The 24,828-nt window shown below is 74.6% G+C and carries 23 protein-coding genes; 11 read left to right on the top strand and 12 right to left on the bottom strand.

Annotated elements, in window-relative coordinates:
* The first annotated feature begins 17 nt into the window (after positions 1–17).
* Positions 18–1,058 (top strand): hydrogenase expression/formation protein HypE, encoded by a 1,041-nt coding sequence (gene hypE, locus J5Y05_RS07925; protein ID WP_210869827.1) that lies wholly within the window; start codon positions 18–20, stop codon positions 1,056–1,058.
* Between the two features lie 28 nt (positions 1,059–1,086).
* Here hypE and J5Y05_RS07920 read toward each other — a convergent pair whose 3' ends face one another.
* Both J5Y05_RS07920 and J5Y05_RS07915 read right to left on the bottom strand, forming a co-directional pair.
* Positions 1,087–1,317, bottom strand: a complete 231-nt coding sequence (locus J5Y05_RS07920) for a hypothetical protein (RefSeq protein ID WP_210869436.1) — start codon at positions 1,315–1,317, stop codon at positions 1,087–1,089.
* On the bottom strand, positions 1,301–1,546 hold the full coding sequence (locus J5Y05_RS07915) for a DUF6400 family protein (RefSeq protein ID WP_210869434.1): 246 nt from the start codon (positions 1,544–1,546) through the stop codon (positions 1,301–1,303). Before J5Y05_RS07915 ends, J5Y05_RS07920 begins: the two co-directional genes overlap by 17 nt.
* A 307-nt stretch (positions 1,547–1,853) precedes the next feature.
* Between J5Y05_RS07915 and J5Y05_RS07910 the strand changes: the two genes are divergently transcribed.
* Complete coding sequence (locus tag J5Y05_RS07910; RefSeq protein WP_210869432.1) at positions 1,854–4,904, top strand: 3-keto-alpha-glucoside-1,2-lyase-like domain-containing protein; 3,051 nt, start codon at positions 1,854–1,856, stop codon at positions 4,902–4,904.
* A gap of 58 nt (positions 4,905–4,962) precedes the next feature.
* Here the strand turns inward: J5Y05_RS07910 and J5Y05_RS07905 are convergent, their stop codons facing one another.
* The 6 genes from J5Y05_RS07905 to J5Y05_RS07880 form a co-directional block, all read right to left on the bottom strand.
* Complete coding sequence (locus J5Y05_RS07905; protein ID WP_210869429.1) at positions 4,963–6,459, bottom strand: amidohydrolase; 1,497 nt, start codon at positions 6,457–6,459, stop codon at positions 4,963–4,965.
* 66 nt (positions 6,460–6,525) lie between these two features.
* Positions 6,526–7,338, bottom strand: a complete 813-nt coding sequence (locus J5Y05_RS07900) for an alpha/beta fold hydrolase (RefSeq protein WP_210869428.1) — start codon at positions 7,336–7,338, stop codon at positions 6,526–6,528.
* Positions 7,339–7,466: 128 nt separating this feature from the next.
* Complete coding sequence (locus J5Y05_RS07895; RefSeq protein ID WP_210869426.1) at positions 7,467–7,685, bottom strand: MbtH family protein; 219 nt, start codon at positions 7,683–7,685, stop codon at positions 7,467–7,469.
* A 114-nt stretch (positions 7,686–7,799) separates the two neighbouring features.
* A complete protein-coding gene (locus tag J5Y05_RS07890; protein WP_210869424.1) occupies positions 7,800–8,747 on the bottom strand; it encodes a methionyl-tRNA formyltransferase in 948 nt (315 codons plus the stop codon).
* Positions 8,748–8,935: 188 nt separating this feature from the next.
* Positions 8,936–10,117 (bottom strand): homoserine O-acetyltransferase MetX, encoded by a 1,182-nt coding sequence (gene metX, locus J5Y05_RS07885; protein WP_210869825.1) that lies wholly within the window; start codon positions 10,115–10,117, stop codon positions 8,936–8,938.
* 2 nt (positions 10,118–10,119) lie between these two features.
* Positions 10,120–11,481 (bottom strand): bifunctional o-acetylhomoserine/o-acetylserine sulfhydrylase, encoded by a 1,362-nt coding sequence (locus J5Y05_RS07880; protein ID WP_210869422.1) that lies wholly within the window; start codon positions 11,479–11,481, stop codon positions 10,120–10,122.
* 508 nt (positions 11,482–11,989) lie between these two features.
* Between J5Y05_RS07880 and J5Y05_RS07875 the strand changes: the two genes are divergently transcribed.
* From J5Y05_RS07875 to J5Y05_RS07860, 4 genes are all read left to right on the top strand, one after another.
* A complete protein-coding gene (locus J5Y05_RS07875; protein ID WP_210869420.1) occupies positions 11,990–12,973 on the top strand; it encodes a GlxA family transcriptional regulator in 984 nt (327 codons plus the stop codon).
* 131 nt (positions 12,974–13,104) lie between these two features.
* Positions 13,105–14,103, top strand: a complete 999-nt coding sequence (gene gap / locus J5Y05_RS07870) for a type I glyceraldehyde-3-phosphate dehydrogenase (protein ID WP_210869419.1) — start codon at positions 13,105–13,107, stop codon at positions 14,101–14,103.
* 194 nt (positions 14,104–14,297) lie between these two features.
* Complete coding sequence (locus J5Y05_RS07865) at positions 14,298–15,776, top strand: glutamate-cysteine ligase family protein (RefSeq protein ID WP_210869416.1); 1,479 nt, start codon at positions 14,298–14,300, stop codon at positions 15,774–15,776.
* A 49-nt stretch (positions 15,777–15,825) separates the two neighbouring features.
* Positions 15,826–16,659, top strand: a complete 834-nt coding sequence (locus J5Y05_RS07860; protein WP_210869415.1) for a class II glutamine amidotransferase — start codon at positions 15,826–15,828, stop codon at positions 16,657–16,659.
* 30 nt (positions 16,660–16,689) lie between these two features.
* Here the strand turns inward: J5Y05_RS07860 and J5Y05_RS07855 are convergent, their stop codons facing one another.
* Together J5Y05_RS07855 and J5Y05_RS07850 are read right to left on the bottom strand one after the other, a co-directional pair.
* The gene (locus tag J5Y05_RS07855; protein WP_210869413.1) at positions 16,690–17,310 is read right to left on the bottom strand and encodes a PH domain-containing protein; all 621 of its coding nucleotides are present in this window, start codon (positions 17,308–17,310) and stop codon (positions 16,690–16,692) included.
* 239 nt (positions 17,311–17,549) lie between these two features.
* A complete protein-coding gene (locus J5Y05_RS07850; protein WP_030422747.1) occupies positions 17,550–17,753 on the bottom strand; it encodes a cold-shock protein in 204 nt (67 codons plus the stop codon).
* 365 nt (positions 17,754–18,118) lie between these two features.
* On the opposite strand from J5Y05_RS07850, the gene J5Y05_RS07845 reads away from it, so the two are divergent.
* A complete protein-coding gene (locus J5Y05_RS07845) occupies positions 18,119–18,862 on the top strand; it encodes a hypothetical protein (protein ID WP_210869411.1) in 744 nt (247 codons plus the stop codon).
* A 30-nt stretch (positions 18,863–18,892) separates the two neighbouring features.
* Here J5Y05_RS07845 and J5Y05_RS07840 read toward each other — a convergent pair whose 3' ends face one another.
* Positions 18,893–19,123, bottom strand: coding sequence for a hypothetical protein (locus tag J5Y05_RS07840; protein ID WP_210869409.1), 231 nt, complete (start codon positions 19,121–19,123; stop codon positions 18,893–18,895).
* 341 nt (positions 19,124–19,464) lie between these two features.
* On the opposite strand from J5Y05_RS07840, the gene J5Y05_RS07835 reads away from it, so the two are divergent.
* From J5Y05_RS07835 to J5Y05_RS07825, 3 genes are read left to right on the top strand one after another with little or no spacing between them, the layout of a single operon-like run.
* Positions 19,465–19,938 carry a hypothetical protein gene (locus J5Y05_RS07835; protein WP_210869407.1) on the top strand — a complete coding sequence of 158 codons (474 nt, stop codon included), beginning with the start codon at positions 19,465–19,467 and terminating at the stop codon, positions 19,936–19,938.
* Entirely contained in the window at positions 19,935–20,528 is a 594-nt protein-coding gene (locus J5Y05_RS07830) for a DUF4126 family protein (RefSeq protein WP_210869405.1), read from the top strand. The genes J5Y05_RS07835 and J5Y05_RS07830 overlap by 4 nt, the downstream gene beginning before the upstream one ends.
* Positions 20,529–20,568: 40 nt before the next feature.
* On the top strand, positions 20,569–20,994 hold the full coding sequence (locus J5Y05_RS07825; protein ID WP_210869403.1) for a DUF2267 domain-containing protein: 426 nt from the start codon (positions 20,569–20,571) through the stop codon (positions 20,992–20,994).
* 354 nt (positions 20,995–21,348) lie between these two features.
* On the opposite strand, the gene J5Y05_RS07820 is transcribed toward J5Y05_RS07825, so the two are convergent.
* Entirely contained in the window at positions 21,349–21,681 is a 333-nt protein-coding gene (locus J5Y05_RS07820; RefSeq protein ID WP_307853756.1) for a hypothetical protein, read from the bottom strand.
* Positions 21,682–21,960: 279 nt separating this feature from the next.
* Between J5Y05_RS07820 and J5Y05_RS07815 the strand changes: the two genes are divergently transcribed.
* On the top strand, positions 21,961–24,504 hold the full coding sequence (locus J5Y05_RS07815) for a discoidin domain-containing protein (RefSeq protein WP_210869401.1): 2,544 nt from the start codon (positions 21,961–21,963) through the stop codon (positions 24,502–24,504).
* The last annotated feature ends 324 nt before the right edge of the window (positions 24,505–24,828 follow it).

The following is a 24,828-nucleotide window of genomic DNA, read 5'->3' as shown; positions in this document are numbered from 1 at the left end:
CCTCCGTACGCCCGGACATGCTGGCCTGGACCTGCCCCGCCCCGCTGCGCGACGGACCGCGTGTGGTGATGGGGCACGGCGGGGGCGGCGCCCTCTCGGCCGAACTGCTGGAGCAGGTGGTGCTGCCGGGGCTGGGCGAGGCCGGGCCCGGTGCGCTGACCGACGCCGCGGCGGTCGAACTCGGCGGCGCGCGGCTCGCGTTCTCCACCGACTCCTTCGTGGTGCGGCCCCTCTTCTTCCCCGGCGGCAGCATCGGGGACCTCGCGGTCAACGGCACCGTCAACGACCTGGCGATGAGCGGGGCGCGGGCCGCCTTCCTGTCCTGCGGGATGATCCTGGAGGAGGGCGTCGAGATCGACACCGTCTCCCGGGTGGCCGCGGCGCTGGGCGAGGCCGCGCGCACCGCCGGGGTCCGGGTGGTGACCGGCGACACGAAGGTGGTCGAGTCCGGGCACGGCGACGGCGTCTACCTCACCACCTCGGGCATCGGGCTCATCCCGGACGGTGTCGACCTGCGTCCCGAGCGGGTGGTCCCCGGCGACGTCGTCATCGTCAGCGGGAGCATCGGCGCCCACGGCGTGGCGATCCTGAGCGAGCGGGAGAACCTGCGGTTCGGCGTCGAGATCGAGAGCGACTGCGCGGCCCTGGGCGGACTGGTGCGGGACATGCTGGCGGTCACGCCCGACCTGCACGTGCTGCGGGACCCGACCCGGGGCGGGCTGGCGGCCTCGCTCAACGAGATCGCCGCCGCCTCCGGGACGGGCGTGGTGATCCGGGAGGGCGCGGTGCCGGTGCCGGAGCCGGTGGCCAACGCCTGTGCCGTGCTGGGCCTGGACCCGATGTACGTGGCGAACGAGGGCAAGCTCGTCGCGTTCGTGCCCCGGGAGCACGCCGACGCCGTCCTGGCCGCGATGCGGGCCCACCCGCTCGGGGCGGAGGCGGCGGTGGTCGGCGAGGCGGTGCCGGAGCACCCCGGGATGGTGGTGGCCCGTACCGGGCTGGGCGGTACCCGGGTGGTGGACCTGCCGCTCGGCGAGCAGTTGCCCCGGATCTGCTGAGCGCGGGGGCCGGGCCGCGCGGGGCCGCTCAGGCGCCTGGGCGGCGCCGGCCCGGCCGGGTGTCCAGGGCCCAGGTGTGGGTGCAGCCGGGGCACTGGAGGTGGACCGTGGGCCCCTCGTTGGCGATGAGGTAGCGCCAGTGCGCCGCGCAGTTGCGCCGCTCGGCGCAGCTCACGCAGTCGCGGGCGTCGTCGCAGGCGGGGCAGGGCACCCAGGCGCGGCGGGCGCGGTCCGCCTGGGGGTCAATGGGCAGCCGCATCGCCCGTGTCCCGTCCCGGCAGCACCCCGGCCTCGACCAGCATCGCGTAGGTCCGCTCCTGGTCGGCGTCGAGCCCCGAGTAGAGCAGGTCCCGGGCGGCCTCCTCGGCGCGGAGGGCGGCGACGGGGTCCCAGTCGGGGCCGAGCGCGGCGATCACCTCGGCCCGGCGGCGGGCCTCCTCCAGGGTGAGGTCGAGGGTGAAGGCCAGGTGGCCGGAGCGGTCGTCCATGGGGCGGTGCTTTCACGGGGGAACGGGCGGTCACCGCCACGTGTACCAGAGCGGGCCGCCGGGCCGGAAGGCGCTGTGACGGACCTCATTCCGGGAGGTTCCCGGCATCCGGCGCCGCGGTCCCTCAACTCCGGTGCCCGGGGGCGGCGGAGGGCTTCCCGCGCGGCCCGGCCTACTTTTCACACACCGGTGACAAAGTATGGACATGTCAAGCAGAAGTCTCCTACCTTGGCGGCGGAACCGCAGTCCAGCCGCGGACGACCGGAGCGACATCCGGCACGGTCCGGTCCCCATCCCAGGAGGACCCTTGCCCCACCGTCTGTTCCCCCGCTCCAGAAGACTCCTCATACCCCTGCTGACGGCGGGCGTCCTGGCGGGCGGCGCGCTGACCGCCCCGGCCGCCGGCGCCGCCTCCGCCGCCCCCTCGACCGCCTCCGCCGCCCCCTCGCCCGCCTTCGCCGACCTCCCGCCGCAGGAGCCCGGCGTCACCCTGCGCGTGTACGACATGCAGACCCCGCTGAGCGCCCTGTGCACGCTCAAGCCGGGCCAGACCCCCAACCACGACCGGCTGATGCCGACGGTCGACTGGTCCACCCCCGCCGACTTCGGCGGCTTCTCCGCCAACTTCGTGAGCGAGGCGACCGGTTACCTCGTCGCGCCCAGCGAGGGCTCGTACACCTTCCGTCTCACCAGCGACGACGGCTCCCGGCTCCGTCTGGACGGCAGCACCGTCGTCGACCACGACGGACTGCACGGCGCCGAACCGAAGGACGGCACCGTCCACCTCACCGCCGGAGCGCACCCGCTGCGCATCGACCACTTCGAACGCGACGGCGACGAACGCCTCCAGCTCGCCTGGAAACCGCCCGGCGAGAGCCAGTTCAGCGTCGTGCCCCGCGAGGCGCTGAGCACCGACGCCGGGGTCGTCCGGGTCACCGCGCCGGGCCGCAAGGAGTGCGAGGCGTCCGGCGACTCCCCCGGCGACGGTCTGCCGCTCACCTCCGTACGTCCCGACCTCACCCTCACCGACCTGCGCCCCCAGGGCTTCGAACCGCAGGTCAGCGGCATGGACTGGCTGCCCGACGGGCGCCTGGCGATCACCACGTGGGGCGGCAGCGACAACGTTGCCGGGGAGGTGTACCTGCTCGACCACGTCACCGGCGCCACCAGCCGGGACAAGGTCACCGTGAAGAAGGTGGCGAGCGGGCTGCGCGAGCCGATGGGCATCGCGTACGTCGACGGTTCGCTGTACGTGTCGCAGAAGCACGAGCTGACCCGCCTGGTCGACCGCGACGGCGACGGCGTGACGGACGAGTACCGCACGGTGGCGACCTGGCCCTACGGCGGCAACTTCCACGAGTTCGCCTTCGGGCTGCTCCACCGCGACGGCTACTTCTACGTGAACCTGTCGGTCGCCATCGACCTGGGCGGCGCGACCACCGTCCCGCAGCCCGCGCCGGGCCGCGGCACCACGTACAAGGTGCACGCAAGGACGGGCAAGATCAGTCCGATCGCGGGCGGTCTGCGCACGCCCAACGGGATCGGCTGGGGGCCTGAGGGCGGCCTGTTCGCCACCGACAACCAGGGCGGCTGGCTCCCCTCGTCCAAGCTGGTCCAGATCAAGCAGGACCGCTTCTTCAACCACTACACCGAGCCCGCCGGGCCGTTCGAGGACTCCCCCGTCACCGAGCCGGTGCTGTGGCTGCCGCAGAACGAGATCGCCAACTCGCCCTCCACGCCGCTGTACCTGACCAAGGGCCGGTTCGCGGGACAGATGCTGATCGGCGACGTCACCTACGGCGGCCTCCAGCGGGCCTACCTGGAGAAGGTCAAGGGCCAGTACCAGGGCGCCGTCTTCCGCTACACCCAGGGCCTGGAGGCCGGCGTCAACCGGATCACCCTGGGCCCCGACGGCGCGGTCTACGCCGGCGGGCTGGGCGCCGACGGCAACTGGGGCCAGGAGGGCAAGCTGCGGTTCGGGCTCCAGAAGCTCACGCCCAACGGCGGCGACACCTTCGACATCCTGAGCATGAAGGCCGTCTCCGGCGGCTTCGACCTGACGTACACGCAGCCGCTCTCCGCCGAGACGGCGGCGGAGTTGGCCAAGCGCTACCGCGCCGAGCAGTGGCGGTACACGCCGACCGCGTCCTACGGCGGCCCCAAGATCGCCCAGGAGTCGCTGGCCGTACGGTCGGCGACGCTCGCCAAGGACGGCCGCACCGTCCGGGTGCTGCTGGACGGGCTGAAGCCGGGCCGGGTCGTGCACCTGCGCTCGCCGCGCCCCTTCGCCTCGGCCTCCGGCGAGAGCCTGTGGAGCACCGAAGCCTGGTACACGCTGAACGCCGTGCCCGGCACCCAGCCGCAGCCCGGCCCGCTCTACGAGGCGGAGGAGGCCCGGCTGACCGGGACCGCCGGCGTCAACACCGACCACTCCGGCTACTCCGGCAGCGGTTTCGTGGACCGCTACTCCACCGAGGGCAAGGGCGCCACCACGTTCGACGTGACGGTGCCCCGGGCCGGCTCCTACGACGTGAACCTGCGCTACTCCAACGGGCCGAACCCCTTCCAGGGCACCAAGTCCCTGTCCCTGTACGCCAACGGGAAGAAGGTGCGCCAGACGGAACTGCCCTCCACCGGCGACTGGGACACCTGGTCGACGCGGACCGAGCGGGTGACGCTCCGGGCGGGCGCCAACACGCTCTCCTACCGGTACGACCCCGGTGACACCGGCCACGTCAACCTCGACCTGATCACCGTCCGCCCGCAGGGCGCCGAGACGGTCCTCTTCGACGGATCGGACGCCTCGCGGGAGCAGTGGCAGCACACGGACGGCCGGCCGCTCGCCTGGCCGGCCGCCGAGGAGCGGTCCATGGAGGTGTGCTGCGGCGACATCCGCACCAAGGACGCCTACCAGGACTTCGCGCTGCACCTGGAGTTCCGGGTGCCGCTGCTGCCGCCGGAGGTGACCGGGCAGGACCGGGGCAACAGCGGCGTCTTCCTCCAGGACCGCTACGAGTTGCAGATCCTCGACTCCCACGGCGCCCCCGCCCCGGCGCTCGACGGGGCCGGGGCGCTGTACCTGAAGAAGGCGGCGGACGTGAACGCGGCGCGGGCGCCGGAGACCTGGCAGACGTACGACGTGGTCTTCCGGTCCGCCCGTTACGGTGCCGACGGCCGCAAGACGGCCGACGCCCGGGTGAGCGTGGTGTGGAACGGCGTCACGGTCCACGACGACGTGGTGCTCGACGGGCCCACCGCCTCGGGCCGGGCCGAGACGCCCATGGCCGGGGCGATCCGGTTGCAGGACCACGGGAACAAGGTGCGGTTCCGCGACATCCGCGTCAAGCCGCTGGGCTGAGCCCGGCGCCGGGCCGGCCGAGTCGTGCGCCCGCACGGCCGGCCGGCCCGGTCGCCGTTCAGGACGGGGGGTGGGTCCAGGTACCGGCGACCATCGTGGCGTGCACCGGCATGGCGCGCAGGGTGTCCGGGTCCGCGGTGAGCGGGTCGGCGTCGGTGACGACCAGGTCGGCCGGGTCCCCGACGCGGACCAGGCGCCGGCCGCGGCAGGAGGCGGTGAGCGCCGCCCGGACGGGGATGCGCTGCTCGGGGTGCCAGGGCGGGCGTCCGTCGCCGGTCCGGGTGACGGCCGAGGCGATGGTCAGCCAGGGGTCGAGCGGGGCGACGGGGGCGTCGGAGCCGAGTTCCAGCTCGGCCCCGGCGGCGAGCAGGTCGGCGAAGGCGTAGGCCCGGTGGGTGCGGCCGGCCCAGTGCCGGTCGGCGATGTCCCGGTCGTCCACGGCGTGGGTGGGCTGGACGCCGACGGTGACGCCGAGTTCCGCGAAGCGCGGCACGTCCTTGGCGGCGAGCAACTGGCCGTGTTCGATCCGGCCGGGGCAGCGGACCGCCTCGAAGGCGTCCAGGGCGGCCTCGTTGGCGCGGTCCCCGATGGCGTGCACGGCGGGGACGAGGCCGTGGGCGGCGGCGCGGCGCAGCAGCGCGACGAGGTCGGCGAGGGGCACCTCCTCCAGACCGTGGGAGGCGGGGTCCGCGGGGTCGAGGCCCGGATAGGGGTCGTGGCAGAGCGCGGTACGGGTGTTGAGGGAGCCGTCGGAGAGCACCTTGAGCGGGCCGACCTGCACCAGGCCGTCCCCGGCGGGCAGCGGGGTCCCGGTGCGCAGTCCGCGGGCGAGCACGGCGTCGAGGTCGCGGGGCCAGACGGCGGCGGCGACGCGGAGCGGGACGGGCCGGGCGGCGGCGCGGCGGGTCCAGTCGGTGACGTTGTCGGCGTACTCGAAGTCGACGACGCCGGTGACGCCGCGGGCGGCGGCGGCCCGGCAGGCTTCGTCGACCCAGCGGTCGGTCGTCTCGGGGGTGGTCCGGGTGACCTCGGCGATGGCCCGCATGCAGGCGTCCTCGCGGAGCAGGCCGGTGGGGTGGTCGCCGTGTCCGGCGGCGGCGAGGGCGGGCGAGTTGAGCCAGGCGGTGTGCAGGTCGGCGCCGATGAGCAGGGCGGGCCGGTCCGGTACGACGGCGTCCAGCAGGCGTTTGTGGGGCGTGTCGGGCCACAGTCCGTCGCGGAAGCCGTAGCCGACGAGCGGTTCGCCCGGGGGCAGGCCGGCGGCGCGGACGGCGGCGGCACCGGCGGCGGCGCGGGCCGAGCCGGCGGCGGAGAGGTCGAGGCGGCGGCGGAGGCCGGCCCACTGGACCATGTGGACGTGGCGGTCCCAGAGTCCGGGCAGCAGGGTGCGGCCGTCGAGGTCGAGGCGCGGGCCCGGGGCGCGGGGCGCCGTTCCGGCCGGGTGGACGGCTATGACGCGCCCGTCCTCGACGCGGACGTCGCTGGGCGGGCCGCCCGCGCCGAGGCGCACGTCGAGCAGGGTGACGGGTGGCGCGGGGGTACGGGGGTCGGTCACGGCGTCCTCCGGGGGGTCACGGGGTGCGCGGGCCGGCCGAGGGCGGTCGGCCACGGGCCCCGGAGGTCATGCCCGGTCCTCGGCGAAGAAGTCCAGGAGGGCGGCGTTGACTTCGGCGGGGCGTTCGAGGTGGCCGTAGTGTCCGCAGTCGGCCAGTTCGGTGTAGCGGGCGTGGGGCAGGCAGGCGGCGAGTTCCCGGGTGGCGGCGGCCGGGATGGCGACGTCGTCGCGGTAGCCGACGCAGAGGGCGGGGGTGCGGATGGCGCGGTAGGCGTCCCGCCGGTCGCCGTGTTCCTCCAGGGCGAGGCGCTGGAGGTGGCCGGCGCCGGGCGGTGGCGGGGCGAACCGGAAGAGGTCCAGCCAGTCGGTGACGGCCCGTTCGTCGCGGAGGGTGGCGGGCGAGAGGTAGCGCAGGGCGGAGTGGACGGCGTGCACGTCGGGGGGAAGGGCGAGTCCGGTGCGGGCGAGTTCGGCCTCGGCGCGGGTGACGGCGCGGCTGAAGGCGTCGGGCCGGGCGCAGCCGGCCAGGAAGACGGCCTGGCGGGCGACGCCGGGCCGGGCGAGCAGGGCCTCGGCGACGATGGTGGCGCCGAGGGAGAAGCCGACGAGGCGGCAGGGGGCGAGGCCGAGGTGGTCGACGAGGGCGAGCACGTCGCCGGCCATGGCGGCGAGGGTGAGGGTGCCGGGCGGCTGTCCGTCGCCGGTCATGCCCCGGTTGTCGAGGGTGACGACGCGGTGTCCGGCGGCGGTCAGGGCGGGCACCTGGTGCAGGTGCCAGGTGCGGCGGGAGGCCCCGGCGCCCATCACGAGGACGACGGGGTCGCCGGTGCCCTGGTCGTCGTAGGAGAGTTCCCGGCCGTCGTGGGAGAGGGTGGGCATGCGGTGGGTCTCGCTGTTCGGGTTGCCGCCGCGCGGCGGCGGGCGGGGTGAGCGGGGGGCCGGCCCGGGGCGCGGGCCGGCCCTGGCGAGGCGGGTCCCAGGCGGCTGGGTCTCGGGCGGGGCGGGTCTCAGGCGGGGTCGGCGGCGACGCTCTCGCGCAGGCTGCGGGGGCGCAGGTCGGTCCAGTTCTTCTCGACGTACTCCAGGCAGGCGGCGCGGGTGTCCTCGCCGTGGACGACGGTCCATCCGGTGGGGACGTCCGCGAAGGCGGGCCACAGGGAGTGCTGGTCCTCGTCGTTGGCGAGGACCAGGTAGACGCCGTCCTCGTCCTCGAAGGGGTTGGTCACGAGTCCTCCTCGATCGGTGCGGCCGGCCGGAGCGGGGCGGGCCGTGGGCAGGGGCGCGGCGGGCCGTGGGCCCCGGGTTCGTCCCGGGTCCGGCCCGCCGCGGGTGAGGGTGGGTCAGGGGTGCCGGGTGAGGTAGCCGCCCATGGCGGTGAAGTAGTCGGCGGCGGCCAGTTCGCGGCCGTCCTCGGTACGGACCCGGGTGAGGGCGAGGCCGTGGTTGCGGCCGGTGCGGGCGTCGGCACCGGCGACGATGACCACGCCGTCGCCCTCGCGGTAGAAGACGCGGCCGGGGGTGCCGCCGTAGCGGCCCTCGGAGACGCGGGCGGCGAGGATCTCCAGCCGCTTGCCCCGGTGGTGGGTGTAGGCGCTGGGGTAGGGCTCGGACTGGGCGCGGACCAGGCGTTCGAGGTCGGCGGCGGGCCAGTTCCAGTCGATGCGGCTGTCCTCGTCGGAGCGCTTGTGGAAGAAGCTGGCCTCCGAGCGGTCCTGCCGGGTGAACTCGCTCTGCCCGGCGGCGATGAGGCCGAGGGCGCCGATGGTGACCGGGGCGATGAGGTCGACGGTCTTGTGGAAGAGGTCGGTGGCGGTGTCCGACGGGCCGACGGGCACGGCCTCCTGACGGACGATGTCGCCGGCGTCCAGTTCGTCGTTCATGAGGTGGGCGGTGACGCCGACCTCGCTCTCGCCGTTGATGAGGGCCCAGATCAGCGGGGAGAAGCCGGCGTACTTCGGCAGCAGGGAGTCGTGCACGTTCAGGGTGCCGTGGCGCGGCAGGCGGAAGACGCGCGGCGGAATCCAGGTGCGCCAGTTGTTGGCCACGATGATGTCGGGGTCCGCTTCGGTGAGGCGCGCGAACAGCTCCTCGTCGTCGGGGCGGTGGCGCAGCAGGACGGGGATGCCGTGTTCCTCGGCGAGGTCGGCGACCGAGTCGTCCCAGATCTTCTCGTAGGCGTGGTCGCTTCTGGGGTGGGTCACGACGAGGACCACGTCGTGTTCGGACTCCAGCAGGGCCTGCAGGGTGCGGTGACCCCAGGTCTGGTAACCGAACATGACGACCCGCATACGGGTTCCTCCTCGGGGCGGACGGCCTCGGACAGACAGCGACGCCAGTAAAGCAAGCCTTACCTAAGCGTGCAATGCCCTCTGACCTGCGCCCTGTTGGGGGGCCGTCGGCGCCGGGCCGCCCCGGACGGGCCCGGCCGGGCGAGGGCACCGGCCGGGCGTGCGCCGTGCGGCGTCCCCACCGGGCGTCAGCCGGCCCCTGCCGTCACGCGCTCCGGGACCCCGTCCAGCAGCTCGCGCACCAGCGCGGAGACCTCGCCGGTCTCGACGAGGAACCCGTCGTGCCCGAACGGCGAGGCGATCATGCGGACCGCGTCGGCGGAGGGGATGCCGGCGGCCAGCTCCTTCTGCTGCTCGGGCGGATAGAGGCGGTCGGTGTCGATGCCCGCGACCAGCGTCCTGGCCCGTACCCGGCCCAGGGCGGCGCGGATGCCGCCGCGGCCCCGGCCGACGTCGTGGGCGTTCATCGCCTCGGCGAGGACCACGTAGCTCGCGGCGTCGAAGCGCCGGACCAGCTTGGCCGCGTGGTGGTCGAGGTACGACTCGACCTGGTACCGGCCGCCCCGCCAGGGGTCCTCGCCCTGCTGGGGGCGGTTGCCGAAGCGGGTCTCCAGCTCCTCGGCGCCCCGGTAGGTGATGTGGGCCATGCGGCGGGCGATGCCGAGCCCCGCGTGGGGGCCCTGCCCCGGTCCGGCGTCGTGGTAGTCGCCCCCGCGCCAGTGCGGGTCGGCGCGGATCGCGTGGACCTGCGCCGTGGCCCACGCGATCTGGTCGGCGCCGGCGGCGGCCGGGCAGGCGAGCAGCAGCAGCGCCTCCACGCGGTCCGGGAGGGAGACGGCCCACTCCAGGGCGCGCATCCCGCCCATGGAGCCGCCGACCACCAGCGCCCAGCGGTCGATGCCGAGCGCGTCGGCGAGCCCCGCCTCGGCGCGCACCTGGTCGCGCTGGGTCAGCCGCGGAAACGATCCGCCCCAGCGGCGGCGGTCGGGGCGCAGCGAGGCCGGTCCCGTACTGCCCTGACAGCCGCCGAGCACGTTCGGCGCGACGACGAACCAGCGGTCGGTGTCCAGGGCCCGGCCCGGTCCGATCAGCGCGTCCCACCAGCCGGCGGTGGGGTGTCCGGGAGCGGCCGGACCGGCGACGTGGCTGTCGCCGGTCAGCGCGTGCAGGACGAGGACCGCGTTGGAGCCGTCGGGCGCGAGCCGCCCCCAGGTCTCGTACGCGATCCGTACCTCCGGGAGTGTTCCGCCCGCCTCCAGCGGCAGGGCGCCGGCCTGGTGGTACCAGCGCCGGCGCCCTGGGGGGTCCCCCTCCCGCCACGCACCGGTGGCGGGAGGGAGGAGAGCCTCCGGAGTGGGCGCTCCGGTGATGTTCAGGACGCCTCCTTCGCCGCGCGGAAGCCCGCCTCCAGGTCCGCCTTGAGGTCGGCCAGGTTCTCGATGCCGACGGAGAGCCGGACCAGGCCCGGGGAGGCGCCGGTGGCGGCGAGCTGCTCCTCGTCGAGCTGGCTGTGCGTGGTGGAGGCGGGGTGGATGATGAGGCTGCGCACGTCGCCGATGTTGGCGAGGTGGCTGAACAGCTCCACCCCGTCCACGAACCGCTTGCCGGCCTCGGCGCCGCCGCGCAGCTCGAAGGAGAGCACCGCCCCGGCGCCGCGCGGCAGGTAGCGGCGCCCGGCCTCGTACCAGCGGTTGGAGGGCAGTCCGGGGTAGTGGACGGCGGAGACCTCGTCGCGCTGCTCCAGCCACTCGGCGAGGGCCTGGGCGTTGGAGGAGTGCCGCTCCATGCGCAGGCTCAGCGTCTCCACGCCCTGGAGCAGCAGGAAGGCGGAGTTCGGGGAGATGGCGGGGCCGAGGTCGCGCAGGAGCTGCACGCGCAGCTTGATGGCGTACGCGCCGGGGCCGAGCGCCGGCCAGTAGCGCAGGCCGTGGTAGCTGGGGTCGGGCTCGTTGAAGTCGGGGAACCGCTCGGGGTCGGCGCCGAAGTCGAAGGTGCCCGCGTCGACGACGACACCGCCGATGGTGGTGCCGTGGCCGCCGATGAACTTGGTCGCCGAGTGGACGACGACGTCCGCGCCGTGCTCGATGGGGCGCAGCAGGTACGGGGTGGGCACGGTGTTGTCGACGATCAGCGGGACGCCGGCCTCGTGGGCGACGTCGGCGATGGAGCGGATGTCGAGGACGTTGCCGCGCGGGTTGCCGAGGGTCTCGGCGAACAGGGCCTTGGTGTTGGGCCGGACGGCGGCCCGCCAGGCGTCCACGTCGTCCGGGTCGTCGACGAAGGTCACCTCCAGGCCGAACTTCGGCAGGGTGTGGCGCAGGAGGTTGTACGTGCCGCCGTACAGGGAGGAGCTGGAGACGATGTGGTCGCCGGCGCTCGCCACGGTGAGCAGGGCGAGGGTCTCGGCGGCCTGTCCGGAGGCGAGGGCGACGGCGGCGGCACCGCCTTCGAGGGCGGCGACGCGCTGCTCGAAGGCGTCCTGGGTGGGGTTGTGGATGCGGGTGTAGATGTTCCCGGGCTCGGCCAGCGAGAAGAGGTCGGCGGCGTGCTGGGTGTCGCGGAAGACGAACGAGGTGGTCTGGTAGATCGGGACCGCCCGCGCGCCGGTGGCCGTGTCGGGGGCACTGCCGGCGTGGAGCTGCTTGGTCTCGAAGGACCACGCGGAGGTGTCGGGCGCGGCGCCCTCGTCCTCGGGGGTGTGACCGGCGGTGACGGCGTCGATCGGCTGGCTCATGGTTCTCCTTGGTACGCGTGCGATGCCCGGGAAGGGCAGGTGGGGTGGTCCGGTGAGCGGGCGTGGGAAAGCGGCGTACGGCAGGCTCCCGGGGAGCGGGTACGCCGCGGTCGTCGCGCAGCGGGCGGGGTCCCGGGGGCGCGGGCGCCCCGTCGGCGGACGGGGCGGGCCGGCGCGGCGCGCGCCGGAGCGCGCGAGAAGGGGCCGGGACCGTGGCGCCGGGTCAGCGGGCGGTGGGACACCCCATGGTCGTGACACGCAGGTAGTCCACGTGGCGACGGGTCACGAGAACAATCATGACCTCAGGTAACCACAAGCGACCGACGATCACCAGGCTTTCTCGACCAGTGAGAAAACGGGCACCCCAGGCCGGCGCGCGGGCCGGTCCGCCGGGCCCGCGCGCCGGTTCCGCGGGCACCCGGGGGGCGGTGTCCGCGCTGGTCATCGGCGTGGGCGCGGCCTGCCGGGGCGCCGTCGGCCGCGCCGGGGGCGCACGTACGCTGGAGCGGTGTCGTCCGAGCCTTCCGCGCCCGCCCCGGCGGGCCCCCGACTGCGCCGGGTCGCCGTCCTCGTCCTGGAGGGCGCCAAGCCCCTGGACGTGGGTATCCCCGCACAGGTGTTCACGACCCGGGCGAGCATGCCGTACGAGGTACGGATGTGCGGGTCGTCCCCCGGACTGGTGACGGGGGGTGACGGGCTCTCGTACCACGTGGCGCACGGGCTGGACGCGCTCGGCTGGGCCGATCTGGTCTTCGTCCCCGGCTACCGCTTCCCGGACCGCGAGAGCCCGCCGGCGGACGTGGTCGCGGCGCTGGTCGCCGCCCGCAGCCGGGGCGCGCGGCTCGCGGCCATCTCGACGGGGGCCTTCGCGCTGGCGGCCACGGGGCTGCTCGACGGGCGGCGGGCCACCACGCACTGGCACTACGCCCGCGCGCTGGCGGAGCGGCATCCGCGGGTGCGGGTCGACGAGAACGTGCTCTTCGTCGACGAGGGCGGGGTGCTGACGTCGGCGGGGGCGGCCTCGGGGATCGACCTGTGCCTGCACATCCTCCGCGGCGACCTCGGCGTGGCCGCCTCCAACCACGCGGCCCGGCGGCTGGTCGCCGCCCCGTACCGCAGCGGCGGCCAGGCCCAGTACGTGCCGCGCAGCGTGCCCGAGCCGCTGGGCGAGCGGTTCGCCGCGACCCGCGAGTGGGCGCTGCGCCGGCTCGGCGAGCACCTCACCCTTCAGGTGCTGGCCCGGCACGCCGCCGTGTCGCCGCGCACCCTGTCCCGGCGGTTCGTGGAGGACACCGGGTACACGCCGATGCAGTGGGTGATGCGCGCCCGGGTCGACGTGGCCCGCGAACTGCTGGAGCGCTCCGAGCGCGGGGTCGAGCAGATCGCCGCCGACGTGGGCCTGGGCACCGGCGCGAACCTGCGGCTGCACTTCCAGCGCATCCTGGGCACCACGCCGAGCGAGTACCGGCGCACCTTCGCGCGGGGCGAGTAGCCCCCGCCGCGGGCCCGTGCGAAAGAAGGCGGCGCGGGCCTGGCGTGATCCTTGCGAACCGTGGCACCCGCGCCGCTGCCGCCCGCGCACGGGACGCGGGAGCCTGGTGGCGAACCGAAGGGACACCACTCATGACTCGCATCGCCGTCAACGGATTCGGCCGCATCGGACGCAACGTGCTGCGCGCCCTGCTGGAGCGCGACAGCGAACTGGAGGTCGTCGCCGTCAACGACCTCACGGAGCCCGCCACGCTCGCGCGGCTGCTCGCCTACGACACGACGGCCGGCCGCCTCGGCCGCCCGGTGACCGTCGACGGGGACACCCTGATCGTCGACGGCCGCCGCATCCGGGTGCTCGCCGAGCGCGAGCCGGCCCGGCTGCCGTGGGCCGAGCTGGAGGTCGACATCGTCCTGGAGGCGACCGGCCGCTTCACCGCGGCCAAGGCCGCCGCCGTCCACCTGGACGCGGGTGCCAGGAAGGTGCTGGTCAGCGCGCCGTCGGACGGTGCCGACGTCACCCTGGCCTACGGCGTCAACACGGACGCGTACGACCCGGCCGCGCACACGATCGTCTCGAACGCCTCGTGCACGACCAACGCGCTGGCGCCGCTGGCCTCGGTCCTGGACGACCTGGCCGGCATCGAGCACGGCTTCATGACCACGGTGCACGCCTACACCCAGGAGCAGAACCTCCAGGACGGCCCGCACCGCGACGCCCGCCGGGCCCGCGCCGCCGCCGTCAACATCGTGCCGACCACCACGGGCGCCGCCAAGGCGATCGGCCTGGTCCTGCCCCGCCTCGACGGCAGGCTCTCCGGCGACTCGATCCGCGTACCGGTGCCGGTGGGCTCCATCGTCGAGCTGAACACGACGGTCGAGCGGGACGTGACCCGCGAGGACGTGCTGGCCGCCTACCGGGCCGCGGCCGAGGGCCCGCTCGCCGGTGTCCTGGAGTACTCCGAGGACCCCCTGGTCTCCTCGGACATCACCGGCAACCCGGCCTCGTCGATCTTCGACGCGGCGCTCACCCGGGTCGACGGCCGGCACGTCAAGGTCGTCGCCTGGTACGACAACGAGTGGGGCTTCTCGCACCGGGTGATCGACACCCTGGAGCTGCTCGCGGCCGGCTGACCCGGCGGGGCGTCCGGCCCCACCACGTGTCACTCCGATGGCGCAGCGGGCGCCGGCGGTGCCGCTTCGGCACCCGTCGGCGCCCGCCGCCGTACGCGCCCCCGCGGGCCCCCGCCGTCCCGCCTGGTCGGCCGCGCCAGGTGGTGCGAGGGTGGAAGGGAGTGCGGCCGCGGAGGCGAACCCCGGGAGGGCCGATGGGACGAGACGTCCCGGAGCTGGTCTTCACCCGCGAGGACCGGCGCCGGTACCGCATCAAGATGCAGGAGTGCCTCGACGCGTTCGCCCAGATGCTGCGCGAGTCACGGTTCGAGACCGAGCGGCCCCAGGTGGGCCTGGAGATCGAACTCAACCTGGTCGACGGGCGGGCCGAGCCGGCGATGCGCAACGCGGACGCGCTGGAGGCCATCGCCGATCCGGCGTGGTCCACCGAGCTGGGCCGGTTCAACCTGGAGATCAACATCCCGCCGCGGCGGCTGACCGCGGGCGGCCCCGACGCCTGGGAGACCGAGATCCGCGCCGCGCTGAACCACGCGGAGGACAGCGCCCGCTCGGTCGGCGCCCACCTGATCATGATCGGCATCCTGCCCACGCTGCGCCGCGCCGACGTCGACGAGGCCGGCCTGTCGGAGAACCCGCGCTACCGGCTCCTCAACGACCAGGTGTTCGCGGCGCGCGGCGAGGACCTGCGCATCGAGGTGGACGGCGTGGACCGGCTGCGGACCTACGCGGACACCATCACCCCGGAGGCGGCGTGCACCAGCACGCAGTTCCACCTCCAGGTCTCGCCGGAGGACTTCGCCGGGTACTGGAACGCGGCGCAGGCGATCGCCGGGGTGCAGGTCGCGCTGGCCGCCAACGCGCCCTTCGTGCTGGGCAAGGAGCTGTGGCACGAGAGCCGGGTGCCGCTGTTCGAGCAGGCCACGGACACCCGGCCGCAGGAGATCAAGGCACAGGGGGTGCGGCCCCGGGTGTGGTTCGGGGAACGGTGGATCAACAGCGTCTTCGACCTCTTCGAGGAGAACCTGCGCTACTTCCCGGCGCTGCTGCCGCTCTGCGACGAGCAGGACCCCATCGAGACCCTGGACCGCGGCGACATCCCCGACCTCGGCGAACTCACCCTGCACAACGGCACGATCTACCGCTGGAACCGGCCGGTGTACGCCGTCTCCCACGACAAGCCGCACGTGCGGGTGGAGAACCGGGTGCTGCCCGCCGGTCCGACGGTGGCCGACACCCTCGCCAACGGCGCCTTCTACTACGGGCTCACCCGCGCCCTGGTGGAGGAGGACCGGCCGGTGTGGTCGCGGATGTCGTTCTCGGTCGCCGAGGACAACCTGCACACGGCGGCCCGGCACGGCATCGAGGCGCGGCTGTACTGGCCCGGCGTGGGCGAGGTGCCGGTGGCCGAGCTGGTGCTGCGGCGGCTGCTGCCCCTGGCCCACCGGGGGCTGGAGCTGTCCGGGATGGACGCGGCCTGGCGGGAACCGCTGCTGGGCATCATCGAGCAGCGCTGCGTCACGGTCCGCAACGGGGCGGTGTGGCAGAAGGAGATGTTCCACCACATCGACGCCACGACCCACGCGGGACGGCACGAGTGCCTGCGCCGGATGACGCAGCAGTACATGGAGTACATGCACCTCAACGCCCCGGTCCACACCTGGCCGGTCGACTGACGATCGACGCCCCGCACCGCTCGGCGCGGGGCCAGGGAGGCGGCAGACGATGTGCCGATGGCTTGCCTACTCCGGGACGCCGGTCCTGCTGGAGTCACTGCTCTACGAGCCGGAGCACTCACTGATCGACCAGAGCCTGCACGCCAGGATGGGCGTGGAGACGACCAACGGGGACGGGTTCGGCGTCGGCTGGTTCGGGCCGGAGATGCGGACGCCCGCGGTGGTCCGGGAGATCGGCCCGGCGTGGAGCAACCGCTCGCTGCGGGAGATCGCCGGGCACGTCCGCTCGCCGCTCTTCTTCGCGCACATCCGCGCCTCGACGGGCAGCGCCGTGCAGCAGACCAACTGCCACCCCTTCCGGCACGGCCGCTGGATGTGGATGCACAACGGCGCCGTGGAGGGCTTCGACCGGGTCCGGCGGGATCTGGCCCTGGCGGTCGATCCGCGGCTCTTCACCGGCATCGAGGGGTCGACCGACTCGGAGCTGATGTTCTTCCTGGCGCTCACCTTCGGGCTGGAGGAGGACCCGCCGGGGGCCGTGGCGCGGATGGCGGGACTGGTGGAGCGGACCGGCCGGGAGCGCGGGGTGCGCGATCCGCTCCAGATGACGGTGGCGGTGACGGACGGGGTGCGGCTCTGGGCGTTCCGCTACTCCAGCCGGGGCGCCTCGCGTTCGCTGTACTACAGCAGCCGGGTGGAGACGCTGCGGGCGCTGCATCCCGGGACCGCGTTCCTGCGGGAGGCGTCGCCCCGGACCCGGCTCGTCGTGTCGGAGCCGCTGGGCGATCTGCCGGGCGTGTGGAACGAGGTCCCCGAGGGCAGTTGCGGCGTCGTCCGGCCGGAGGGCGACGCCCTCCTGCCCTTCGCCCCGCTGCCCGTCTGAGCCGGACGGACGGGGGGGAGTGCGGGCCGGTCACCAGGTCCGGAACTGTCCGATGACGAAGATCACGGCGGCCAGCAGGAGGACCCAGCGGGCGAACCCGGGCACGGGCCGGCTCTGTCCGGCGGGGCGCAGGCGGGGGTGTTCGGCCATGACGGTGATCAGGTCGGCGGCCTCGGCGCCGGTGCCTCCGGTGCGGCGGGCCAGCCAGGGCGGGGCGAAGAGGCCCGCCATCGGCTCGGGAGTGTCCGGGCCGAAGAACTCCAGGCTGCCGTCGTGCCGCAGCTCCACGTGCCGGATCTCGGACCACGACAGGAGCCGGGTGCGCCACATCCGCCGCAGGTGGACCCCGTCGCGGTCGGCGGTGATCCGCCAGATGCCGACGCGGCAGGAGAACCAGGCGAGGGCGAAGGGCGTCCACAGGGCGAACACGAGGGCGCTGGGCCGGGGTTCGGCGAGGCTCGCGCCCTCGGGGTATGCCGACAGGGTGACGAAGCCCAGGCACAGCACGGCCCCGAGCGCCTTGCCGCGCCATCCGGCCCGCCAGGTCAGGGGAGCCGCCGGTGCCTCCAGGACGGCGGCCAGCTCCGCCCTGCGCGCCCGGCGCTCCCTGCGCGCCAGGCGTGCTCTCTCCCCGGCCCTCGCCGTCGGCATCGCGCCCCCGCCCTCCCTCGTGTCCCGGCCGCCGACGCGCCGCGGCGGAACCGGGGTGGGACGACCGCGGGCGCCGCGCCCGCGGCACCGCGAACCCAGGCTGCACGACGAGGGCGCGGCGGCGCACTGCCGTTTTCCGGCAGTGATGGGCGTCGGTCGGTGCCGGAAACGCACCGCGGCACGGTGGCCGGGAAGCGTGGCTTCCGCGGGCACCGTGCCGCGTTCGGCGGATCGCCGGGTCAGGCGGGGGTGATGTTCTCCGCCTGCGGGCCCTTCTGGCCCTGCGTGACGTCGAACGTGACGGCCTGGCCTTCCTGGAGCTCGCGGTAACCGCTGGCGTTGATGTTGGAGTAGTGCGCGAAGACGTCCGGGCCGCCGCCGTCCTGCGCGATGAAGCCGAAGCCCTTTTCCGAGTTGAACCACTTCACGGTTCCGCTGGCCATGCCTTTTGCCTTTCAGCCGTAGTCGGACCCGCACCGTGCGGGTCCGGAGGTGGTCGTCCTGGTCCTCAGGCAGTGCACAGCGAACCGCCCGCACCACGGCGCGGGCGGGTCCGGTCGAACCACGACATCTGCCGCTGACGCTACACGGCATCACCGCACCCCACCAGTGAGTAAGGGGTGTCGATGGGAACGGTGTTGCGACCGGGCGAACGCACGGACCCCCGAATACGCGCCTTTCCGGGCGCCCTCGCGCCGCCGTGGCCGCCCCCTTCTGCGCCATCCGGGCGAGAGGTGCCGGGCGGCGCACAACCGGTTGCGGAAGCGGTCAAGCAATGAGTAGTCGACGCAGCGAGCCGGAGGATGAGATGACCGTCAGCAAGGCCCTGGCCCTGGCGATCGGCGCCGTGGTGTGCGCCGGCGCGCTCGGCACCGGGTGTGCCCCGGGGCAGCCGGCCGCCGCGCCCCCGTCGCCGTCGGTGGCGTCCGCGCGCCCGGGGCCCTCGGCGGCCCCGGCCCCGCGCCCGCTTCCCGGGCTGGGCCCGGTCACGCGGGCCCGGGTGCCGGACGAGGCCCGGCAGGCCCTGGTGGTCACGGGGCCGGGCGAGGACACGTTCCGGGCGCGGGCGGTGCTCTACGAGCGGTTCCCCGAGGAGGGCTGGCGGGCGGTGGCCGGCCCGTGGCCCGCCCACAACGGGCTGCGGGGCTGGTCGGAGGAGCACCGGGCGGGTGATCTGCGCACGCCCGTCGGGGTGTTCGGGCTGAGCGACGCGGGCGGCCGGCTGCCCGACCCGGGGACCCGGATGCCGTACGACGAGGACCCGGACTTCGAGGTGACGGGCACCGGGCACCTCGGCGAGGACCTGGAGGGCTCCTTCGACTACGTGGTGGCGATCGACTACAACCGGGTGCCGGGCACCACCCCGCTGGACGACACCCGGCCGATGGGCGCGGAACTGGGCGGCGGGGTGTGGCTGCACGTGGACCACGAGGGGCCCACCAACGCCTGTGTCTCCCTGCGCGAGGAGCACATGCGCGAACTGCTGCTGGCGCTGGACCCGGAGCGCTCCCCGGTGGTGGTGATGGGACCGGCGCCGGTGCTGGCGAGCTGAGCCCCGGGGCGCCCCCCGGCCGGCCCGGGGTCAGAAGAGCCGCTGCTGGGCGGTCGAGGGGGCGGTCACCCCGCGTCGGCGGTCACGTCGCGGGACCGGGCGGGAGGGGGCCGAGTCGCCGAACAGGGGCGCGGTGCCGTACGCGTCGGGCTCGGCCGGAACGGCGGTCGGGCCGGTCCCCACGTTCAGCCGCAGCGGGGCCTCCCGGTCGAAGTCGCCCGGGGTCATCGCCACCCAGTCACGGTCCTGACGTCCGCCCAACGCACCGACACCTCTCTCGCGCCGCACCTCGCGGCCAGGCGACGCTACCAGCCGTGTGATCACGGCTTCCGGCCCGCCTCGCCCCGGCGCCCGCGGACCGCACTGGTGTGGCCCCGCGCACGGGGGAGAACGCGGGGCCACGCGAGCAAGCTATCGGAGTAATCCCCCGCCTGCCAGCCCTCGGGCCCCCGCGGGCCCCGGGTCCCCGTCCCCCGCTCACCCGGTCGGGGGACGCCGCTCGTCCTTTCGTACGACCCCGTCTCGTGACCGTGTCCACGCGCGGCGCCCGCATCCGGTCTGCGGCGGTTTGCCCGGCGGGCGCCGCGGGCACTCGGCGCGACATGATCCGTAGCTTCCTGCGCGGCTGCGCGGCGGGAGCCGCCGGCACGACCGCGCTGAACACCCTGACCTACGCCGACATGGCGCTGCGCGGCAGAGCCGCCAGCGGCGTCCCCGAGACCGTGGTGGACACCCTCACCGAGCGGGCCGGGCACCCCCTCCCGTACACGGAGGGCCGCGACAACCGGCTCTCCGGGCTCGGGGCGCTGTCCGGCATCGCCGTCGGGACCGGCACGGGCGTCGTCGTGTCGCTGCTGCGCCGGGCGGGCGTCCGGATGCCGCTGTGGCTGGGTGCCGCCGTCACCGGGGCCCTCGCCATGGCCGCGACCGACACGCCGATCGCCCGCCTCGGGGTCGGCGACCCCCGTTCCTGGTCGCCTGCCGACTGGGTCTCCGACGTGCTCCCGCACCTCGCGTACGGGGTGGTCACGTACGGCGTCGTCGTGGCCGACACGGACCGGGAGCGTGCGTCGTGAGCCGCGCGGTCCGCGCGCTGACCCGCGCCGCCCTGATCGGCGCCGCGGGCGGTCTGCGCAGTACGTGGGGTGCGGCGGCCCTCTCCTGGACGGCCGGGTCCGCCACCGGCCCGCCCGGCGAGCCGCCCTGGCTCGCGCGGCCCGCGGTGCGGGGGCTCCTGGCCGCCGCCGCGGCGGGCGAGTTCGTCGCGGACAAGAACCCGGCCACCCCCAGCCGCCTCCGGCCCGGCGGGCTGGTGCCGCGGCTCGCCTTCGGGGGCCTCACCGGCGTCGCCGTCGCCCTCCGGGACGATCCCCTGGCATCCCCGACGGACCCGGAGACACCGCTGTCCCCGGTCGCCGGGGCGGTGGGGGCCGGGGCGGCGCTGGCGGCGGCGCTCGCGGGAGCGCGCTGGCGGACGACGGGCCCCCGGCGCCGGCCCTCGGTCGCGCCGGTGGCCGCCGCCGTCGAGGACCTGGTCGCCGCGGCCCTGGCCCTGGCCGCCTGCGCCCTCTGCACCCCCGGCGCCCCGGAACGCCACTCGGGGCCCGACGAGGAGACGGCGCGGCCGGAGAGCGGGGACGGCGCACCCGGCGACGTCGCGGGCTGACGGCAGGCGCACCGCTCCCCCGAGGAAGGACGACGTCCCCATGCAGCACGACGAGATGATCGGGAAGGTCCAGTCGCTGGCCGGGCTGCCGAGCCGCGGGCCGGCCGAACGGGCCACGCTGGCCGTGCTGACGACGCTCGCCGAGCGGCTGCCGTCGGGGCTCGCCGGTCACGTGGCGGCGCAGTTGCCGCCGGAGCTGGCCGCGCCGATGCGGCAGGCGGCGGACTCCCCCGGCCAGGGGCACGCGCAGCCCGTCTCCGGCCGGTTCGGCCTGACCACGTTCACCGGCCGGGTCGCCGGCCGGGCCGGGACCGACGAGGACGCGGCGGTGCGCGAGTCCGCCGCCGTCCTGGAGGTGCTCGACGCCGCGGTCTCCCCGGAGTTGATGGAGAAGGTGGCCGGGGCGCTGCCCGCGGACATCCGCGAGCTGCTGCCCGCGGGCCGCGCGACGGACGACACGGGCTGACCGGCCCGTAGGGTCCGGGAGCGGGTACGCTCCCCGAGCCCGTACGCGCTCTCGGGCCGTACGTCCTCGCGGCCCGCACGCACTCTCGGCCCGCACGGACTCTCGGCTCCGTACGCCTCCCCGGCCCGTGCTCGCCCGGCCGGTGTGCCGGGGCAGGGCGGAGCCGGGCCGCGGGCTGCGCCTCCCGCGTCCCGTGCGTCGGCAGACCGGGGACCGGCCGGTCCTCCGGGCATGCCGGACGCGGCCGTTCGGGCCAGGCCGCGCCTCCGTACCGCTCTTGCCGCTCCGTCCCTTCCCGACGTGCCGTGCGTCCTCACGCGCCCGCCGCGGCGCCCTTCTCCCTCCGGCGGCGTCTCAGGCCGCGTGGGCCCACCGCTGGGCCGCGCGCGCGGACGCCGCCGTGGGTATCTCCGTGGCCCGCACCCGGTAGGTCGTCCTGGACGGATCGGTGACCGGCTCGCCCAGCTCTATCCGCCCGGTGGCGTACAGCTCGTCGCACTCGGGGGTGGGCAGGGCGACGTAGCACCCTCCCCGGCCGGTACGGGAGTCCAGGGGCCGCCAGTACCCGTACCGGCGCCGGCCGCTGGTGTGGACGGTGGCGAAGACCGGGGTGCGGCGGTCGGCGACGATCTGCAGCACGGCGGTGGCGACCGGGCCGAGCGGCGGGCACGGACGCGCGCTGGACACACGCGGGGGAAGCTCTGCGGTGAGGGGCATCAGCGGGGCCTTTCCAGGGACAGGGACGTGAGAGCACCTACCCGGTCCACCCGGGAATGATCTCTCGTCACGGCATTCTTCCGTACGACACTGACAATCGGCTACGTCCGAGGTCTTGCCGAGAAGAAGCCTCATCACTTAAATCACACCTTGAACTAAGCCACACCGCAGTCGCGTTGGGTTTTCGGATCATCCGTCACCCCATCATCCCACCCCACCTGGCAGAAAGCCGGTCGCATGAGACATCGCATGAGACTCAGAGCCCTGGGTGTCGCGCTCACCGCCACGGCGGCGCTCCTCGCCCTCCCCTCCTCGCCCCCGGCCACCGCCGCCGAGACCCCGCTGTCGCAGGGCCGTTCGGCGACCTCCTCGTCGGCCGAGAACGCCGGCACCCCCGCCTCCGCCGCCGTCGACGGCGACCTGTCCACCCGCTGGTCCTCCGCCGCGGGCGACGACCAGTGGCTCCAGGTCGACCTGGGCGCGACGGCCTCCGTCACCCGGATCGTCCTGGAGTGGGAGGCCGCGTACGGCAAGGACTACAAGATCCAGCTCTCGCCGGACGCGAGCACCTGGACCGACGCCCGCACCGTCACCGGCGGCGACGGCGGCACCGACACCCTGGAACTCTCCGGACAGGGCCGGTACGTGCGGATGCAGGGCGTCCACCGGGCCACCTCCTGGGGCTACTCGCTCTGGGAGTTCCAGGTCTTCGGCAGCTTCGGCGGCACCGCGCCCGGCGGCTGCGACGCGGCCGACGCCGCGCGCGGCCGGCCCGCCACCGCCTCCTCCACCGAGAACGCCGGCACCCCGGCCTCCGCCGCCTTCGACGGCGACCCGGCCACCCGCTGGTCCAGCCAGGCGTCCGACCCGCAGTGGCTCCGCGTCGACCTCGGCTCCGTGCGCGACCTGTGCCGGGTGGACCTCGACTGGGAGGCCGCGTACGGGAAGGACTTCCGGATCGAGGCGTCCTCGGACGGGAACTCCTGGCAGACCCTGCGCACCGTCACCGGCGCCACCGGCGGCAAGACCTCCTACGACGTGAGCGGTTCGGGCCGCTACGTGCGGATCTACGGCACCGCGCGCGGCACCGCCTACGGCTACTCGCTCTGGGAGGTGGCCGTGCACACCGGAACCACCGGGACTCCCCCGGTGCAGGGCGGCGGCGACCTGGGGCCGAACGTCATCGTGGTGGACCCCTCGACGCCGGGCCTCCAGCAGAAGTTCGACCAGGTCTTCGCCCAGCAGGAGGCGAACCACTTCGGCTCCGGGCGCTACCAGTTCCTGCTGAAGCCGGGCACCTACAACAACATCAACGCCCAACTCGGTTTCTACACCTCCGTCTCGGGCCTCGGGCTCAACCCGGACGACACCCAGATCAACGGTGACATCACCGTGGACGCGGGCTGGTTCAACGGCAACGCGACCCAGAACTTCTGGCGTTCGGCGGAGAACCTCGCCATCCGGCCGGTCAACGGCACCAACCGCTGGGCGGTGGCGCAGGCCGCGCCGTTCCGCCGCATCCACGTGCAGGGCGGCCTCAACCTGGCGCCCGACGGCTACGGCTGGGCCTCCGGCGGCTACATCGCCGACTCGAAGATCGACGGCACGGTGGGCCCGTACTCGCAGCAGCAGTGGTACACCCGCGACAGCTCGGTCGGCGGCTGGACCAACGGCGTCTGGAACATGACCTTCACCGGGGTCCAGGGGGCGCCCGCGACCAACTTCGACACCGGCCCGTACACCACCCTCGACACCACGCCGATCTCGCGCGAGAAGCCGTTCCTGTACCTGGACGGCAGCGAGTACAAGGTGTTCGTGCCCGCCAAGCGGACCAACGCGCGGGGCGTGTCCTGGCCGGCCAACGCGGGCGGCACCTCGCTGCCGCTCAGCCAGTTCTACGTGGTCAAGCCCGGCGCGACGGCGACCACCATCAACGCGGCGCTCGCCCAGGGCCTGCACCTGCTCTTCACCCCGGGCGTGTACCACCTGGACCGCACCATCGAGGTGAACCGTGCCAACACGGTCGTCCTCGGTCTGGGGCTGGCCACGATCGTCCCGGACGGCGGCGTCGACGCCATGCACGTGGGCGACGTCGACGGCGTGCGGCTGGCCGGCTTCCTCATCGACGCCGGCCCGGTCAACTCCGACACCCTGCTGCGGATCGGCACGCCCGGCGCGAGCGCCGACCACTCGGCCAACCCGACCAGCATGCAGGACGTGTTCATCCGGGTCGGCGGCGCGGGCCCCGGTCTCGCCACCAACTCCGTGGTGATCGAGAGCGACGACGTGCTCGTCGACCACACCTGGATCTGGCGCGCGGACCACGGCGCGGGCGTCGGCTGGAACACCAACCGGGCCGACTACGGCATGCTCGTCAAGGGCGACGACGTGCTCGTGACCGGACTGTTCGTGGAGCACTTCAACAAGTACGACGTGGTGTGGAGCGGCGAACGCGGACGGACCATCTTCTTCCAGAACGAGAAGGCGTACGACGCCCCGAACGCCGCCGCCATCACCCACGACGGCATCGTCGGGTACGCGGCCTACAAGGTCGCCGACTCGGTGCAGCAGCACGAGGCGTGGGCGCTGGGCAGCTACTGCAACTTCACCTCGGACCCGTCGATCGTCCAGCACCACGGCTTCCAGGTGCCGGTGAAACCGGGGATCACCATGCGCCACCTGATGGTGATCTCCCTCGGCGGCATGGGCCAGTACGCCCACGTGATCAACGACACGGGCGCCCCCACCTCGGGGTCGGACACCATCCCGTCCAAGATCACCCGCTTCCCCTGACCGGGCCGTCCCCCGGTCACGGGCCCGCACCACGCCCCTGACCGGCCGGACGGGCACCACGGCGGGCACGACGCCAGGCACCACGCCGGGCACCACGGCCGCGTGCGCCCGGGAGGTCCACGGATCTCCCGGGCGTACGGGGTCTCCCCGGGCGTACGGGCTCTCCCGGGCAATGGCGGCCTCCCCGGCGTACGCGGGCGGAATCCGCCATTGCCGCCCAGCGCCCGCCGCGCGTACGGCGGGACGCGGCGGTCCCGGGGGCCGCGGCGGCGCACCCGCGCCCTGCGGTGCGGGAACAGGCCCCCCGCCCCCGTCGGTGAACAC

Source organism: Streptomyces tagetis, from assembly GCF_018069565.1.
GTDB classification, from domain to species: domain Bacteria; phylum Actinomycetota; class Actinomycetes; order Streptomycetales; family Streptomycetaceae; genus Streptomyces; species Streptomyces tagetis.
The sequence above is the reverse complement of the archived record's forward strand: the minus strand, read 5'-3'. Positions and strand labels throughout refer to the sequence as shown.

Bases quoted from the DNA above. Each gene is read 5' to 3' on its own strand.
- hypE (WP_210869827.1), top strand. From the start codon at position 18: ATGCTGGCCTGGACCTGCCCCGCCCCGCTGCGCGACGGACCGCGTGTG.
- J5Y05_RS07920 (WP_210869436.1), bottom strand. From the start codon at position 1,317: ATGCGGCTGCCCATTGACCCCCAGGCGGACCGCGCCCGCCGCGCCTGG.
- J5Y05_RS07915 (WP_210869434.1), bottom strand. From the start codon at position 1,546: ATGGACGACCGCTCCGGCCACCTGGCCTTCACCCTCGACCTCACCCTG.
- J5Y05_RS07900 (WP_210869428.1), bottom strand. From the start codon at position 7,338: ATGCCCACCCTCTCCCACGACGGCCGGGAACTCTCCTACGACGACCAG.
- J5Y05_RS07890 (WP_210869424.1), bottom strand. From the start codon at position 8,747: ATGCGGGTCGTCATGTTCGGTTACCAGACCTGGGGTCACCGCACCCTG.
- J5Y05_RS07880 (WP_210869422.1), bottom strand. From the start codon at position 11,481: ATGAGCCAGCCGATCGACGCCGTCACCGCCGGTCACACCCCCGAGGAC.
- gap (WP_210869419.1), top strand. From the start codon at position 13,105: ATGACTCGCATCGCCGTCAACGGATTCGGCCGCATCGGACGCAACGTG.
- J5Y05_RS07865 (WP_210869416.1), top strand. From the start codon at position 14,298: ATGGGACGAGACGTCCCGGAGCTGGTCTTCACCCGCGAGGACCGGCGC.
- J5Y05_RS07860 (WP_210869415.1), top strand. From the start codon at position 15,826: ATGTGCCGATGGCTTGCCTACTCCGGGACGCCGGTCCTGCTGGAGTCA.
- J5Y05_RS07855 (WP_210869413.1), bottom strand. From the start codon at position 17,310: ATGCCGACGGCGAGGGCCGGGGAGAGAGCACGCCTGGCGCGCAGGGAG.
- J5Y05_RS07850 (WP_030422747.1), bottom strand. From the start codon at position 17,753: ATGGCCAGCGGAACCGTGAAGTGGTTCAACTCGGAAAAGGGCTTCGGC.
- J5Y05_RS07845 (WP_210869411.1), top strand. From the start codon at position 18,119: ATGACCGTCAGCAAGGCCCTGGCCCTGGCGATCGGCGCCGTGGTGTGC.
- J5Y05_RS07835 (WP_210869407.1), top strand. From the start codon at position 19,465: ATGATCCGTAGCTTCCTGCGCGGCTGCGCGGCGGGAGCCGCCGGCACG.
- J5Y05_RS07825 (WP_210869403.1), top strand. From the start codon at position 20,569: ATGCAGCACGACGAGATGATCGGGAAGGTCCAGTCGCTGGCCGGGCTG.
- J5Y05_RS07815 (WP_210869401.1), top strand. From the start codon at position 21,961: ATGAGACTCAGAGCCCTGGGTGTCGCGCTCACCGCCACGGCGGCGCTC.